We start from the raw sequence: 15,142 nt of genomic DNA, 5'->3' as shown, positions 1-15,142 counted from the left end.
AGGCGCCCGAGGAGCCTTTGACGCCCCGGACATGAGTGCCCATCAGCCGGTCGGCGGTCGGCGCGGGCCGTCTCCGTAAGGGGCGACCGCCCACAGAGCCCCGACCCGGCCGGCCCGGCGGCGCCGCCCCCGCCGCAGTGCGGGAGCCGGCCCCGTCCCCCTGGGCCCCGTGGGGGCTACCCCGGTAGTGCGGTCAGGGTGAGGAATTCGCTGCGGGAGCGGGCGTCCGTGCGCAGGAGGCCCAGGAGGGTGGAGGTCATCGTGGTGGTGCCGGTGGCCTGGACTCCGCGCAGGGTCATGCAGGTGTGTTCGGCCTGGATGACGACGCCGACGCCCTTCGGCTCCAGCTGGGTCTGCAGCCAGTCCGCGACCTGCTTGGTCAGGCGCTCCTGGACCTGGGGGCGGCAGGCGAAGTGTTCGAGTATGCGGGCGAGTTTGGACAGGCCCAGGATGCGCCGGCCGGGCAGGTACCCGATGTGGGCGGTGCCCGTGAAGGGCAGCAGGTGGTGCTCGCACACGGAGCGCAGCGGGATGCTGCGGGCCAGGACCAGCTCGTCGTACCCCTCGTCGTTCGGGAACGTCGTCAGGTCGAACGGGCGGGGCGTGAAGAGCTCCGCGTAGGCGCGGGCCATCCGGCCCGGCGTGCCGCGCAGGCTCTCCGAATCGGTGCTGATGCCGAGGGCCCGCAGGAACTCTCCGGCGGCCTGCTCGGCGGCCACCAGGTCCGCCGCCCGCCCGGTCGGCACCACGCGCAGGGCCGCGGGCGGGGGCGGCGCGGCGATGGGCTGCTGGGCCATGTCAGTTGCCCCCGACACCGAGGGCGCTCAGCAGCACCAGGACCACCGTCACGACGGCCAGCAGCCCGTGCGCGAGGACCACGGCGACCGGGAAGTTCCGCTCGGCCGGGCCGTCCTGCGCCGCGCCGCCGCCCTGCGCCCCGGCGGCCGTCCGCGCCCGGTACACGGGAATCCAGCGGGCCAGCATCACGAACCCGAGCAGCGCGACCGGCACCAGCAGTACGAAGGCGATCCAGGCCAGCGCGTCCGTGTCGGCGACGAGGTAGGCGATCCAGACGACGAGGCCGATCGCGGCGAGCGCGAAGTGGCCGAAGACGACGGGGACCGGCAGATGGCTGTTGCCGCCGCGGGCGCCACCGCGCGCGAGCCAGGTGCCGAGCATGTAGAAGCCGCCGAGAGCGGTGATCACCCAGGTGACCAGTGCGGCGATGTCCATGGGAACTCCAGGGGTGAAGAGGGTGTGAGGGCTGCGGGCAGGGGAAGAGGCGGGCGGCGGCCGGTCAGCCGGTGGGACGTGCCGGGGTGAACCCCTCGGCCTGGACCGCCTCGTCCGCGACGCGTACGCCGTAACGGAAGGCGAGCCTGCCGCCCAGCCACCCGCCGGCGCCGAGCACGGCGAAGGAGACGGCGGCGAGGGCGAGCTGACCGGCGCCGACCCGGCCCACGGGACCGGAACCGGCGTGCCGCCACAGGAAGTTGCCGGTGTACGCGGCGGTCGCCAGCACGTTGAGTGTCATGTGGAGCAGGGCCACCCGGAAGGCCCGCGTTCCGGTGGGGACGGCGAACAGGTCCAGGCAGCCGACCAGCGCGGCGGCCAGGGCGCCGATCACGCCGACGGCGATCAGCCACATCGACCCACGGGCCAGGAACGCCGGGTCGTCCGCGAACCGGGAGGCGATGTCGAAGACCAGGCTGCCGGTCCACGCCCCGAGGGGAACGGTGACCAGCATCGGATGGAACGGATGCCCGTACGGGCCGGCGAGAGCGGCGCTCACGGGCTGCTTGGCCTGCTGCGGTTGGGCCATCGGGCCCACCTCCTTATTTTCGCCAACAAATATTGGTCTTATTCGGGAGCCCGGTCAAGTCCGCAGACCAGAGCCCCTGCGCGTACCCCTCGACCCACGCGCGTCGGCGTTACCGTGAAGGGGTGACCTCCGACATGACCCCGCCGGCCTCCCCCGACGACGCCGCGATCGACTCCCTGAGCGCGCTCGGCGAGGGCACGCGGCGGCAGATGTTCTCCTTCATCCGCCGCGCCCACCGGCCCGTCACCCGCGACGAGGCCGCCGCCGAGGCGGGCATATCGCGCAAGCTCGCGGCCTTCCACCTCGACAAGCTCGTCGACGCCGGCCTGCTGCGCGCGCGCTACGGCTCACCCACCGGCGTCCGCAAGGTGGGCCGCCAGCCCAAGGTGTACGAACCCACCGACACGCCCATCCGGGTGAGCATCCCGGACCGCCGCCACGAGCTCCTCGCGGACCTCCTGGTCCAGGCCGTCGTCACCGAGGGCGACGACGAGACGGCCGTGCAGGCGGCGATGCGCACGGCGGGCCGGCGGGGCGAGGAACTCGGCGCGGAGGAACGCGCCCGGCTGCGCCCCGGACGCCTCGGCGCCGAACGCGGCCTGACCCTGTGCGAGCGCATGCTCGACGGGCACGGCTTCGAGCCCACCCGCGAGGCCCCCGACCGGCTGCGGCTGCGCAACTGCCCCTTCCACCCGCTCGCCCACCAGGCCCCCGACCTGGTCTGCGGAATGAACCACGCCTTCCTCACGGGCTATCTGCAAGGGCTCCGCACCCCCGCCGTCGAGGCCGTCCTGGCCCCCCGCCCCGGCGAGTGCTGCGTCGAGATCCGCCACGCCCCGGCCGGCGACGACGACACCGGTACGCTCAACGGTTCATGAGCCCCGAACAGCCCTCGCCCACCGCCCCCTGGCTGTACGACCGGTCCGGGACCCGCTACCCGCTGGACGACCCGCGCTGGCGCGGCGAGGACGGCGGCCCGCTCGCCGTCAGCGCCCTGCCCGGCCTGCGGCCCGAGCAGATCGACACCGCCGAACGCTCCCTGTGGCGCTACCGCGCGGTCCTGCCCGTCCCGGCCGACCGCCGGGTGAGCCTGGGCGAAGGCTGTACGCCGATGATCCCGCTCGACTGGGCCGGCCGGCGCGTCCACTTCAAGCTGGAGTGGTTCAACCCCACGTCCAGCTTCAAGGACCGGGGCGTATCGGTGATGATCTCCCACCTCGCGGCGCTCGGGGCCGACCACGTCCTGGAGGACAGTTCGGGCAACGGCGGTTCCGCGGTGGCCGCGTACGCCGCCGCGGCCGGCATCCGCGCCAAGATCATCGTCCCGGCCGGCACCTCGGCGGCCAAGGTCCTCCAGGCCCGCGCCTACGGAGCCGAGATCCAGCGTGTGGCGGGCACCCGCGACGAGGTCGCGGACGAGGCGGTCCGGCAGGCGCGGCAGATCCCGTACGCCAGCCACAACTGGCACCCCATGTTCATCCAGGGCACCAAGACCGTCGCCTACGAGATGTGGGAGTCCCTCGGCTTCACCGCCCCCGACAACGTGGTGCTCGTGGCCGGTGCCGGCAGCAACGTCATCGGCTGCGACCTCGCCTTCGGCGAACTCCTCGACGCCGGCCGGATCGAGCGGCGCCCGCGCCTGTTCGTCGGACAGCCCGAGCACTGGGCGACCATCGCGGACACCCTCAACGGCGTCGACCCGGACCGCCGGGGCGAGCGCCTGCCGACGATCGCCGAGGGCGCGTCCATCGCCCGCCCGGTCCGGCTGCCCGAGGCGGTGGACGCCGTCCGCCGCTCCGGCGGAGCCGCGTACGCCGTCCCCGAACCCGAGATCCGCGCCGCCGTGCGTGCCCTGAGCGCCCGCGGCCTGTACGCCGAACCGACCAGCAGCGTCGCGGCGGCGACGCTCGACCACTACATCGCGACGGGCGACATCGCCCCGGACGAGACGACGGTCGTCGTCCTCACCGGCGCGGGCCTGAAGTCCGCCGAGAGGATGGCGACGCTGTTCGCCGACCACGAGCCCGGGTGACCGTACGGCACACGCTGACGGTCAGTCGACCCACACCACCATCGCCATCCCCTTCGCCGCGGCGGCGGCGTAGAAGCTCCGGAGCAGGGCGAAGTGGTCGCGGAGGTACGCGGCGGGGTCGCCCGTGAAGCCGGGGAAGCCGCCCTCGCGGCGGTAGGCGGGGAGGGTGGTGAGCAGGGAGTCGATCTCCATGGCCGCCAGCGCGCGGGCCACCCCCGTCACCGCCGCGGGGGACAGCAGGGACGGCGGGCGGTCGATGCGGTCGTAGACCTCGATGTGGTCGAGGAAGGCGACCGGGGCGCTGCCGTCGCCGTGGATGCTCCGTTCGAGGACGGCGATGTCCGGCGACTCCGGACGCATCCGGCGGTAGAGGCCGAGCAGTTCCCACACGGCCCAGTCGAGGTCCAGCACGTCGTCCGCCGGCGGATTCCAGCGCGGGTCGCCGTCCGGCGCGGAGCCGGCGGTCTCCCGGCACCGGTCGAGGTACTGCGGCGTGACGCGCGCCAGCTGTTGGGTCAGGGCCATGCGCCGCAGTATGGCGCCCCGGTCACCGCGTGACGCGACCGCCCCCGCGCCGGGCGGCGGGCTGGGCGTCGAGTGGCCGAAAACGCGCAGGTGGTGGTGAGTCGTCAGATGGCCGACACACCACGCCTGACGCTCCGCCACCATCCGTTGTGAGCAAGCTCTCCGGGGCGAGATGCCCCGAACGCCCCGTATCCGACCCATGGATGGTGGCCATCGGGAAAACAGATGATCCAAAAGATGGGCCGTACGCCCGAAAGCGCGCGTATTCGAGGCACAATCGCCCCGTCCTGGGCACGTCGTCCCCGAAGAGGTGCCCCTCCGCCGCCCTTGGAGTGCCGTCATGTCCGCCCCGCTCGCCTCGCCGCCCGCTGCCCCCGGCACCCCGCCCACTGGGCGACTTCCGGCCGTCATGCTCATGGCCGGAAGCTGTCTGCCCGTCCTCGGCGCGGTGCTCCTCGCCCCCGTCCTTCCCCGGATGCAGGACCACTTCGAGGACGTACCCGGCAGCGAGGCGCTCGTCCCGGTCGTGCTCACCGTCCCCGCGCTCGCCCTCGCGCTCCTCGCGCCCTTCGCGGGGATGATCGTCGACCGGCTCGGCCGCAAGCGCCTGCTGGTCATCGCGACCGCCCTCTACGCCGTGTTCGGGACGGCCCCCCTGTGGCTGGAGTCGCTCCACGCCATCCTGATCAGCCGCGTCCTCGTCGGCATAGCCGAGGCGGCCATCATGACCGCCTGCACCACCCTCATCGGCGACTACTACAGCGGCGAACTCCGGGACCGCTATCTCGCCCTGCAAACGATGTGCGCCGCCGCGTCGGCCACCGTCTTCTTCGTGCTCGGCGGCGCGCTCGGGGCCGCCGACTGGCGCGCGCCCTTCTGGCTGTACGCCGTCGGCCTGGTCGTCGCGCCCCTGATGGCCCGCATCCTTCCCGCACCGCTGCCGCCGGCGCCCGACGCGGGCGAGCGGGCGTCGCTGCCGCAGCGGCCGTTCCCGGTCCGGCGCATGGCGGGCATCTGCCTCCTCACGGTCTTCGGCGCCGTGGTCTTCTACACCGTCCCGGTCGAGATGGCATACCTCCTCGACGACCTGGGCACCGACTCCACCGCGACCATCGGCGCCGTCACCGCGGTGGCCAGCGCCGCCACGGTCCTCGGCTCGGTCCTGTTCACCCGCCTCTCCCCGGACCACCGCCACCGGCTGCCGGTCCTGTTCGCGCTGTGTGCCGCGGGCTTCGTGCTGATGGGCCTCGCGGACGGGCTCCCGCTCCTGATCGCCGGAGCCGTCATCAACTGCGTCGGCACCGGCCTGCTGCTGCCCGCGCTGGTCACCAAGGCCATGTCCCTCCTCCAGTACGAGGACCGGGGCCGGGGCATGGGCCTGTGGACCGCGGCCTTCTTCCTCGGCGAGTTCCTCTGCCCCCTGGTCCTCCTGGCCGCCAAGAGGCCCGCGGGCAGCCTCGCCACCGCCGTCGTCTGCCTCGGCGCCGTCACCGCTCTCATGGCCGCCACCCTCTTCACCGCGGCCCGCACCCGCGCCCGCACCCCCGACCCCGCGGAGGACCCCACCCCGACGAAGGCCTGAGCCCACCGGGAGGGCCGGCCGGCTCAGTCCGTGACCGGTACGCACTCGGCGAGCAGGCCGACGATGTCGCGCCAGGCCCGCCGCGCGTGCCGGGGGTGATGGCCGACGCCCGGAAGCACGGTGTGGTCGACCGGCGGGTGGTGGAAGGCGTGCAGGGCGCCGCCGTAGACCACGAGCCGCCAGTCGACCCCCGCGGCCTGCATCTCCGCCGTGAACGCCTCCCGCCGCGCGGGCGGCATGATCGGGTCCTGCGAACCGACGCCGGCCCAGACGGGGCAGCGGATGCGTGCCGCCTCGCCGGGCCGGCCCGTGGTCAGCCCGTTGACCGTCCCGATCGCGCGCAGGTCGGCGCCGTCGCGCCCGAGCTCCACCGCGATCGCGCCGCCCGTGCCGTAACCGATGGCGGCGACCCGGCCGGGATCGACGCGCGGCTCGGCACACAGGACGCCGAGCGCCGCGCGCCCGATGCCCCGCATCCGGCCGGGGTCGTCGAGCAGCGGCAGACAGCGGGCCAGCATCTCCTCCGGGTCGCCCAGGTAGCGCCCGCCGTGGAGGTCGAAGGCCAGCGCCACGTACCCCAGTTCGGCCAGCGCCTCGGCCCGGCCGCGCTCGACGTCGCCGAGCCCCATCCCCTCGGGGCCGATCAGGACAGCGGGCCGGCGCCCGGCGCCGGCCGGGAGCGCGAGGTGGCCGCTCATCGTCAGCTGGTCGGCCGGGTACGTGACCGTGCGGGTGGTGACCGTCGTCATGGGACCGGACGTTAGTGAACGCCGCGCCCGCGCGGGCCGGCGTTCACCCATGGCAGACAGCGCCCACCCCGGCCGCTTCGGCCGGCAGGGGGCCTCCCCGTGGTGTCTGCGCGGTCCGCGGCCGGCCGGCCGCTGTGATGGGGCGTATGACCCTCGACCAGCCGCTGTACCGCGTCAAGAGGCGGCTTCTGGGCGAGCCGCTCACCACCGAACGCGCCGGCGAGGAGAAGCTGGGCAACCGGACGGCGCTCGGCGTGCTCGCGTCCGACTGCGTCAGCTCGTCGGCCTACGGCTCCGAGGAGATGCTCCGCGTCCTCGTACCGGTGATCGGCACGGCCGCCTTCACGATGGTCATGCCGGTCACGGGCGCGATCCTGCTCGTCCTGCTGCTCCTGACGCTCTGCTACAGCGACGTGGTCACGATCTACACCCGCGCCGGCGGCTCCTACGTCGTGGCCAGGGAGAACTTCGGACCGAAGGTCGCCCAGGTCGCCGCCGTGGCCCTGCTGGTCGACTACGTCGTCACCGTCGCCGTCCAGGTGTCGGCCGGCACCAACGCCCTGATCTCGCTCGCCCATCTGGCCGGCAACGGCTGGACCGGGCTGGACCACCTCCAGCTGCCCGTCTCCGTCCTGGTGATCGTGCTGCTGGCGTACGGGAACCTGCGCGGCGTCCGCGAGGCCGGCCGGATCTTCGCCCTGCCCGCCTACCTCTTCATCGCCGCGATGACCCTCGTCTTCCTCGTCGCCGCCGTACGCGCGCTGACGGGCGGACTGCCCCACGCCGACCTGCGGGCCCCCGGCGTCGTACCGCTGGGCACCCCCGGCGACGGCTGGCTGCAGGGCGCGTCGCTCTTCATCGTGCTGCGCGCCTTCGCCAACGGCGGCTCGTCCCTCACCGGGCTCGAAGCGATCTCGAACGGCATCTCCGCCTTCCGTGAACCCCAGGGCCGCAACGCCCGGCGCACCCTGATCGCCATGAGCTGCGTGCTGGCCTTCCTGGTCCTGGGCGTCTCCACCCTCGCCCACATCACCCACGCCGTCCCCTACACCGACGGCACCCCGACCGTCATCGCGCAGGAGGCCAGGCTCGCCTTCGGCAGCGGCACGCCGGGGACGGCCGGACTCGTCCTCGTCCAGCTCGCGACCGCGCTCGTCCTCTACACCGGCGCCAACACCCCGTTCACCGGCTTCCCGTTCCTGGCCGGCTTCGTCGCGCAGGACCGGTTCCTGCCCCGGGTGCTCACCCGGCGCGGGCACCGGCTGGCCTTCTCCAACGGCATCGTCACCCTCGCCGCCCTGTCGCTGGCCCTGCTGCTCGTCACCGGCGCCACCGTCGACCGGCTCGTGGCCCTGTACGCGATCGGTGTGTTCACCGCCTTCACCATGGCCGGGTCCGGTCTCACCGCGTACCACCTGCGCAGACGCGAACCGCTGCGCCGGCTGAAGATCACGGGCAACGCCCTGGCGGCGCTCGTCTCCGCCGCCGTGGTCCTGATCTTCGCCGTCACCAAGTTCACCGAGGGCGCCTGGCTCGTCGTCGTGGTCTTCCCGCTCGGGGTCTGGGTACTGATCCGCATCAACCGCGAGTACCGGCGCGAGGCCGCGGCCCTGGACCGGCTGCCCACGGGCGCGGACCGGCCGCGCACCCGCCGCCACCACGTGTTCGTCCTCGTCGAGGCGCTGGACCTGGCCACGCTCAAGGCCCTGCGGTACGCGCACGAGCTGCGCCCGGACACCGTACGGGCGGTGCACTTCGCGGTCGACGAGGCCCACGCACGCCGGCTCGCCGCCCGCTGGGCATCGACGTCCGCGACCTCGATCGAGCTGGAAGTGGTGGCGTGCCCCGACCGCAGGCTGCGCCACGCCATGCGGGAGCTGGCCCTGCGCACCACCCGGGACGACGACACGTCGCTGACGGTCCTCGTGCCGAGGCGGATGTACTCCAACGCCCTCGGCAGACTCCTGCACCGGGGCACCGGCGAGAAGATCGCGAGGACGCTGGAACACCTGCCGCACATCGCGGTGACGATCCTGCCCTTCGACGTGTCGCACGCCATGCGGACCGTGGAGTCCCACCGCACGCCCGACCCGGACTGACGCCGGCCCGCCCGGCGTCAGTACAGACCCGCGTACGCGCTCCAGCCGCTCGTGCCGATCTCCGCCGGGCCGGAGAGCGTACCGGCCCCCGTGCCGCTGAAGCGGTACAGCTTGCCGCTCCCGTCGCGGGCCACGATGTCGGCGCGGCCGTCGCCGGTGAGATCGCCCGCCCCCACGACCGTCGTGTAGGCGGCACCCCAGTTCGACGCGATCTTCGTACGCGGTGTGACGGCGCCGGCCGCCTTGCCGTAGTAGCGCCAGAGCGCACCGGACTTGTCGACCGCGAGCAGATCGCCCCTGCCGTCGCCGTTCAGGTCACCGGCCCCGACGATCTTCGTGTAGAGCCGCCAGTCCGTCCCGATCCGGACCCGGGGAGTGAGCTTGTGCGTCGAGGTCCCCGCGTAGAAGTACATGTCCCCGGTGGTCGTCTGACGTGCCACCAGGTCGTTGATCCCGTCACCGTTCACATCGCCCGGCGACACGATGACGTTGTACTGCGCCCAGCCGGAGCCGATGAGCGTGGACGGGGACGAGGCCGACACGATGCCGTCGCATCCGGGCCGGTAGGCGCGCAGTTCGTTCCCCTGGCGCACGAGCACGTCGTTGCAGCGGTCACCGTTCGTGTCGCCGAACGGGACGAGGAGCGTGCCCGCCGGGAACAGCTTGCCCGACGTCGCCTGCCGGGCGCGCAGCCCGCCGGTTCCGGTGCCCCGGTACGAGTAGACGAGGCCGGACGAGTTCAGCGCCAGCAGCTCCCCGATTCCGTCGTCGCCGACGAGGTCCCGCCACACCGGCCGGGCACCGACGAGCGCCACCCTGCCGGTGACGTGCAGCGGGTCGCCCTGCCCGTCCGCCGGGGCGACGGAGAGGACCCAGTCGTACCGGCCATTGGGCAGGAACGCGTCGCCGGAGCGGGACGGGTCGTCGCCGTGCCACCCGACATCCAGCGCGCCGCGCGCGGCGCCGCCGTGCACGGTGTCGACGATCGCGCCGGTCGTACTGCTGCGCACGGTCAGGGTCCAGCCGGCGGACGGCTTGGACAGCAGCAGGCGGGTGACCGTGCCGGGGGTGACGTCGAGCGTCGTCGCCCGGACGGTGCCGGCGTTCCCGGCCGCACCCAGCAGGCGCAGCGGCTGCGCCGGGGTGCCCGCCGGGACGAGGTGGACACGTTCCTCGGCATCGACGTACGCGGCATTCGCGCCGGCCTCGTCCACGGTCCAGCGGACATCACGCTGCGAGACACCGGTGTCGGGCAGCGCGCCGATGACCCGGCCGGCGGCCTTGCCGTCCGTGACGGTGGTGAGGGTCAGCCGGCCCGCCGACCGGTCGTGCGTGACCACGAAGCCGTCGCCGAGCCGTGCCTCCCCCGGGGGCACCGGGACCGACTTCTTCGCGGTGCGGTCGTAGACGCCCGCGCCGCCGTCGGGGCCGCAGTTCCAGTACAGCCAGCGCCCGGCGGACTGCAGTTCCCGCGGCACGCAGTTCGCGTCCGTGGTGAGGGTGGCCGTCGCCTTCCCCGTGGACAGGTCGATGCCGGTCACGCTGCCCGGTACGGTGCCGGCGGTCAGCAGGACGTCGTCCTGGAGCGCGGAGGCACCCTCGGGGCTGGTCACGGGGGCGCCGGAGTCGTCCAGCCGGTAGACGTAGCCGCGGGTGCCGTCCTCGTAGAGGACGTAGTCGCCGGACACGTCCGTGATGTGGCCGCCGGCGGGCACCGCGCGCTCGAAGAGGGCGCGGGGAGCGGGGCCGGCGACGCGCAGCCGGTCGTAGCCCGAGGCCCCGTCGCGCTCCAGCCAGGCGATCCGGCCGTCGGCCGTGCCCCGGATCGCCGAACAGCCGGCGTCCCGGTCCGGGCAGGGGGCCATCCGGACGCCGGAGTCGGTGAAGGCGGAGCGCTCACCGAACTCGGGGGTGCCGGACGGTGCGACGGTACGCAGGTAGGCGTCCCGCTGTCCGGTGCCGGAGTCGGCCACGACCAGCCTGCCCTGCTCCAGGGACAGGCCCCGCACCTCGGCGGGGGGCTTGATCAGCGGCTTGACCGTGGTGACCGCGGGCGCGCCGTGGTCGGCGCCGGGGACCAGGCGCAGGATGCCGTAGACGCTCTCGGCGTTCGCGCGGCCCACCACCACCGCCGAACCGTCGGGCGCCGAGGAGAGACCGTGGGCGGCCGAGAAGACGACCCTGACGGCCGCCCCGCCGGCCAGCGGCTTGGCCTGGATCGTCACGCCGCAGCGGTAGACCACCCAGTCACCGACGACCGCCAGGTCGTCGGCGGGGCTCACCCCGCCGCAGCCCACCGTCAGTTCGGCCGGGGTGGCCGTCAGGTCGTCGCGGGGCAGGATCAGCAGCTTCGGATTGTTGGGGTGGAACAGGACGACGTGGTCCTCGGAGATCCGGACCAGGCTGTTGCTCACGGGAACCGGCTGGGTCCAGTTCCGCACCTCGCCGGTCGCCCGGTCCACGGAGACGATGCGGTACGTGCCGTTCCAATGGCCGAAGAACAGCAGACTCTTGGCGTCCGCGGCACGGACCGCGCTCAGCTTCAGCCCGGCCGGCATGCCGGTGACCAGGACGTCGCGTGTGGTCCCGTCGGGTCCGGGGGTGAGCAGATGGTGGACGCGGGTGGACGTCCCGTCCTCCGCGAGGACCGGGGCGAACGCGACGACCGTGCTGCCGTGGATGCTCAACAGCTGCAGCCCGGACGGGATCTGGACGACGCGCGTGGTGTTCTCCACCGCGTCCCACAGCTCGACCCGGCCGTCCTTGGCGACCTGGGCGAAGACGTCGCTGCCCGTACCCGGCTGCCGGGCGCCGGCCTCCGGGGCCGGGGGAACGGGAAGGGTGGTGCCGTCCGCGTAGCGGGTCCAGACGAGGCCCCGGTAGCCCTCAAGGCGGTGGAAGACGCCCTGCGCCCCGGCCCCGTCGCTCCCCGTCTGCGTGCCGGCGTAGTGGAGCGACGCGGACTGGTACGTGGTGCGCTGGGTGGCCGGTACGACGGTCTCCTGCGCGGTGTCCGCCGTCGTCGCCCACGCGGGCGACGACAGGAACCCCGTCGCGAGCCCCAGCGACGCGACCACGGCCGTACTCGCTCCGACCCACCGGTGCGGGCGCACACCACGACGACGACTCATCCGAAAGACCCTCCCCAGGTCTCATGAGCGGTGCGCCGCCGACCCCGTCGGCCCGGCCCCCGGCCGGTGCCGCACCCTCAGAGGCGATCACTCTATAACCTGATCATCGCTCTCCTTCGACCGCGTCGGCGCGCCAACGCCCGGTGCCCCGCAGCCCGTTGCCGGACGCTCCGGCCGCAGCAGCACCTCACTGCCGACCGACATCGCGCGGGAGTAGGAGGGGCTCCGTTTCCTCCCCCTCACGTGTGATTCCGGGGTGATCTACGCGCGTTCGCGTAATGCGCCCCGTTTCGCGCCCCCCAGGGTGTCGGCATGACTACCGAACCCACCGGACCCACGTCCGACCTGCCCTCCCGCCGCACCCTGATCGCGGGCGCCGCCGCAGGCGCGGCGGCCGGTGCCGCCGCCCTCACCACCACCGCGACCCCGGCGAGCGCAGCCGTTCCCGCGGCTCCCGCCGTCGCCCCGCTCGCGGCCCCCGGCTCCGACTGGAGCGCCTGTCTGGGCGTCGCGCGCGCGATTCTCGTCCGGGACGAGCAGGACCGTTCCCTCATTCCGCACTACCGCGACGTCCTGCTGACCAAGGGGCTGCCGCGCAGCCGCAAGTCGCCCAAGAAGGTGCTGATCGTCGGTGCGGGACCGGCCGGACTCGCCTCCGCGCGGCTGCTCCACGACGCCGGTCACGACGTCACCGTCATCGAGGCCAACGGAAACCGGGTCGGTGGCCGGATCAAGACCTTCCGCACCGGCGGCCACGAGCACGCCAAGGCGCCATTCGCCGATCCGAAGCAGTACGCCGAGGCCGGGGCGATGCGCATTCCGGACAGCCACCCGCTCGTCACCGGGCTGATGGACAACCTCGGCCTCAAGCGCCGCCGCTTCCACCTCGTGGACGTGGACCCGGCCGGGAAGCCCGTCAACCACACCTGGATCCACGTCAACGGCATCCGGGTCCGCAAGTCCGACTACGCGAAGAAGCCGCAGGCGGTCAACCGTTCCTTCGGAGTCCCCGCCGCCTTCGAGAACAAGACCGCCGCCACCATCGTGCGCGAGGCATTCGCCCCCGTGCGCGCGGAGTTCGAGGGCAAGGAGGGCTCGGAACTGGTCGAGGGCTGGGCCCGCGTCATCCAGCGCTACGGGCACTGGTCGATGTTCCGCTTCCTCACCGAGGCCGCCAAGCTCGACGAGCGCACCATCGACCTGATCGGCACCGTCGAGAACCTCACATCCCGGCTCCCGCTGGCCTTCGTCCACAGCTTCATCGGCGCCGCCCTGATCAGCCCGGACACGGCCTTCTACGAACTGCCCGAGGGCACGGCGACGCTGGCCGACGCCATGTACGCACCGGTCAGGAAGCTGGTGCACCTGGACCGCCGGGCGGCCCGCATCAGCTACGGCGACCACGGGGTACGGGTCGAGACGGTGTCGGAGGGCCGCGACGGCAAGGTCGTGCGGCAGACCTTCACCGGAGACCGGGCGATCATCACCGTGCCGTTCTCCGGACTGCGCCACGTCCCGATCGCGCCCCCGCTCTCGTACGGCAAGCGGCGCGCGATCACCGAGGTCCACTACGACGCGGCCACCAAGGTCCTGCTCGAATTCAGCCGCCGCTGGTGGGAGTTCGAGGAGAAGGACTGGAAGAGGGAACTGGACGCGATCCGGCCCGGCCTGTACGACGCCTACCGCCTCGGCAAGGCCCCGGCGGACGGCTCGCTGCTGGGCGCCCACCCCTCGGTCCCGGTCGGCCACCTGCCGCCCAACCAGCGCGTCCACTACGCCGCGTACCGGGCGACCGCGCGCAACCAGCCCGAGGCCGCCCACGTCATCGGCGGCGGCTCGGTCACCGACAACGCCAACCGCTTCATGTACCAGCCCTCCCACCCGGTCCCCGGCAGCAAGGGCGGCGTCCTCCTGGCCTCCTACAGCTGGGCCGACGACGCCCTGAAGTGGGACTCCCTGGACGACGACGAGCGCTACCCGCACGCCCTGGGCGGCGTCCAGGACGTGTACGGGCAGCGGATCGAGGTCTTCTACACGGGCGTCGGCGCCACCCAGTCCTGGATGCGCGACCCGTACGCCTACGGCGAGGCGTCCGTGCTGCTCCCCGGCCAGCACACCGAACTCCTCGCCGACGTGCGCTCGGCGGAGGGGCCGCTGCACTTCGCGGGCTGCCACACCTCCGTCAAGCCGGCCTGGATCGAGGGCGCGCTGGAATCGGCGGTGCGCGCGGCCCTGGAGGTGCACGCGAGCTGACGCACGACGGAGCGCCGCCGCGCGGGCGGCGCTCCGAGGCGGCGCTCCGAGGGGGGCGGCGCTCCGTACGAAACCCGGTGGCTCCGCGGAGCCGGCGCCGCATACGTTCGGCCGCATGGCTGACGACTGCTTCGGGCATCCACGACTCGCCGCGATCCACGACCCGCTCGACCCCGACCGCGGCGACCTCGACGCCTACCTCCGGATGGCGGAAGAGTTCGGGGCCCGCCGCGTCCTGGACATCGGCTGCGGCACCGGGGTGTTCGCCCTCCTCCTGGCCGACCGCGGGATCGACGTCGTCGGCGTCGATCCCGCCCGGGCGTCCATCGACGTCGCCCGGACCAAACCGGGCGGCGAACGAGTGCGCTGGATCTGCGGGGACGCCACGGCCCTCCCGCCCCTTCGGGCCGACCTCGCGACGATGACGGCGAACGTCGCCCAGGCCATCGCCGACCCCGACACCTGGCACACGACGCTGCGGGCGACCCACGAGGCGCTGCGGCCCGGCGGGCACCTGGTCTTCGAGACCCGCGACCCGGCCCGACGCGCCTGGGAGGAGTGGACCCGCGAGAACTCCTACCGGGTGACGGAGATCCCGGGCGTCGGCTCCGTCGAGAGCTGGGTCCGGCTGATCGACGTGAGCCCGCCTCTGGTCACCTTCCGCTGGACCTATGTCTTCGCCGTGGACGGACAGGTGCTGACCTCGGACTCGACCCTGCGGTTCCGGGAGCGCGACGAGATCGAGGCGGACCTGGCCGCCCACGGCTACGAGGCGCTCGACGTGCGCGACGCGCCCGACCGGCCGGGCCGGGAGTTCGTCTTCGTGGCACGACGCACCTGACCGCCTCATACCGCCCGCACCCCGCCGCATAGGCTCGGGCGGCACGGCCCCCGGGGACGGGGGTGTGTCTACTGTCAAGGAGCCGAAGGTGACCCGAACCGGCGCGCG

General features: G+C 73.4%; 12 protein-coding genes. 6 read left to right on the top strand and 6 right to left on the bottom strand.

Translation table 11 applies throughout. The features are described from left to right. Positions 1–176 precede the first annotated feature (176 nt). The 3 genes from folE to DNK56_RS33115 form a co-directional block, all read right to left on the bottom strand. Positions 177–797 (bottom strand): GTP cyclohydrolase I FolE, encoded by a 621-nt coding sequence (folE, locus tag DNK56_RS33125; RefSeq protein ID WP_241990214.1) that lies wholly within the window; start codon positions 795–797, stop codon positions 177–179. 1 nt (position 798) lies between these two features. Continuing rightward, a complete protein-coding gene (locus DNK56_RS33120; protein ID WP_111339768.1) occupies positions 799–1,233 on the bottom strand; it encodes a hypothetical protein in 435 nt (144 codons plus the stop codon). Positions 1,234–1,297: 64 nt separating this feature from the next. Then, on the bottom strand, positions 1,298–1,822 hold the full coding sequence (locus tag DNK56_RS33115) for a DUF2231 domain-containing protein (RefSeq protein WP_111339767.1): 525 nt from the start codon (positions 1,820–1,822) through the stop codon (positions 1,298–1,300). A 122-nt stretch (positions 1,823–1,944) separates the two neighbouring features. Here DNK56_RS33115 and DNK56_RS33110 point away from each other — a divergent pair, with 122 nt between their 5' ends. Together DNK56_RS33110 and DNK56_RS33105 are read left to right on the top strand one after the other, a co-directional pair. Then, positions 1,945–2,700, top strand: a complete 756-nt coding sequence (locus tag DNK56_RS33110) for a helix-turn-helix transcriptional regulator (RefSeq protein ID WP_342211080.1) — start codon at positions 1,945–1,947, stop codon at positions 2,698–2,700. Beyond that, entirely contained in the window at positions 2,697–3,854 is a 1,158-nt protein-coding gene (locus DNK56_RS33105; protein ID WP_111339766.1) for a threonine synthase, read from the top strand. Before DNK56_RS33110 ends, DNK56_RS33105 begins: the two co-directional genes overlap by 4 nt. A 21-nt stretch (positions 3,855–3,875) precedes the next feature. Here DNK56_RS33105 and DNK56_RS35140 read toward each other — a convergent pair whose 3' ends face one another. Further along, positions 3,876–4,379 carry a DUF1877 family protein gene (locus tag DNK56_RS35140; protein WP_158558567.1) on the bottom strand — a complete coding sequence of 168 codons (504 nt, stop codon included), beginning with the start codon at positions 4,377–4,379 and terminating at the stop codon, positions 3,876–3,878. 340 nt (positions 4,380–4,719) lie between these two features. Between DNK56_RS35140 and DNK56_RS33095 the strand changes: the two genes are divergently transcribed. Continuing rightward, positions 4,720–5,961: an MFS transporter gene (locus DNK56_RS33095; RefSeq protein ID WP_111339764.1), complete on the top strand. Its 1,242-nt coding sequence runs from the start codon at positions 4,720–4,722 to the stop codon at positions 5,959–5,961. A 23-nt stretch (positions 5,962–5,984) separates the two neighbouring features. Here the strand turns inward: DNK56_RS33095 and DNK56_RS33090 are convergent, their stop codons facing one another. Further along, positions 5,985–6,710 (bottom strand): dienelactone hydrolase family protein, encoded by a 726-nt coding sequence (locus DNK56_RS33090; RefSeq protein WP_111339763.1) that lies wholly within the window; start codon positions 6,708–6,710, stop codon positions 5,985–5,987. Positions 6,711–6,856: 146 nt separating this feature from the next. Here DNK56_RS33090 and DNK56_RS33085 point away from each other — a divergent pair, with 146 nt between their 5' ends. Then, the gene (locus DNK56_RS33085; protein ID WP_199563954.1) at positions 6,857–8,809 is read left to right on the top strand and encodes an APC family permease; all 1,953 of its coding nucleotides are present in this window, start codon (positions 6,857–6,859) and stop codon (positions 8,807–8,809) included. Positions 8,810–8,826: 17 nt separating this feature from the next. Here the strand turns inward: DNK56_RS33085 and DNK56_RS33080 are convergent, their stop codons facing one another. Then, entirely contained in the window at positions 8,827–11,940 is a 3,114-nt protein-coding gene (locus DNK56_RS33080) for an FG-GAP repeat domain-containing protein (RefSeq protein ID WP_146610544.1), read from the bottom strand. A 312-nt stretch (positions 11,941–12,252) separates the two neighbouring features. On the opposite strand from DNK56_RS33080, the gene DNK56_RS33075 reads away from it, so the two are divergent. Both DNK56_RS33075 and DNK56_RS33070 read left to right on the top strand, forming a co-directional pair. Beyond that, positions 12,253–14,193, top strand: a complete 1,941-nt coding sequence (locus tag DNK56_RS33075; protein WP_111339761.1) for a flavin monoamine oxidase family protein — start codon at positions 12,253–12,255, stop codon at positions 14,191–14,193. 115 nt (positions 14,194–14,308) lie between these two features. Next, positions 14,309–15,034, top strand: coding sequence for a class I SAM-dependent methyltransferase (locus DNK56_RS33070; protein ID WP_111339760.1), 726 nt, complete (start codon positions 14,309–14,311; stop codon positions 15,032–15,034). Positions 15,035–15,142: the final 108 nt, after the last annotated feature.

The organism is Streptomyces sp. AC1-42W (assembly GCF_003248355.1).
Taxonomy (GTDB): Bacteria; Actinomycetota; Actinomycetes; order Streptomycetales; family Streptomycetaceae; genus Streptomyces.
Note: the sequence above shows the minus strand (reverse complement) of the source record. Positions and strands in the feature narration are given on the sequence as shown.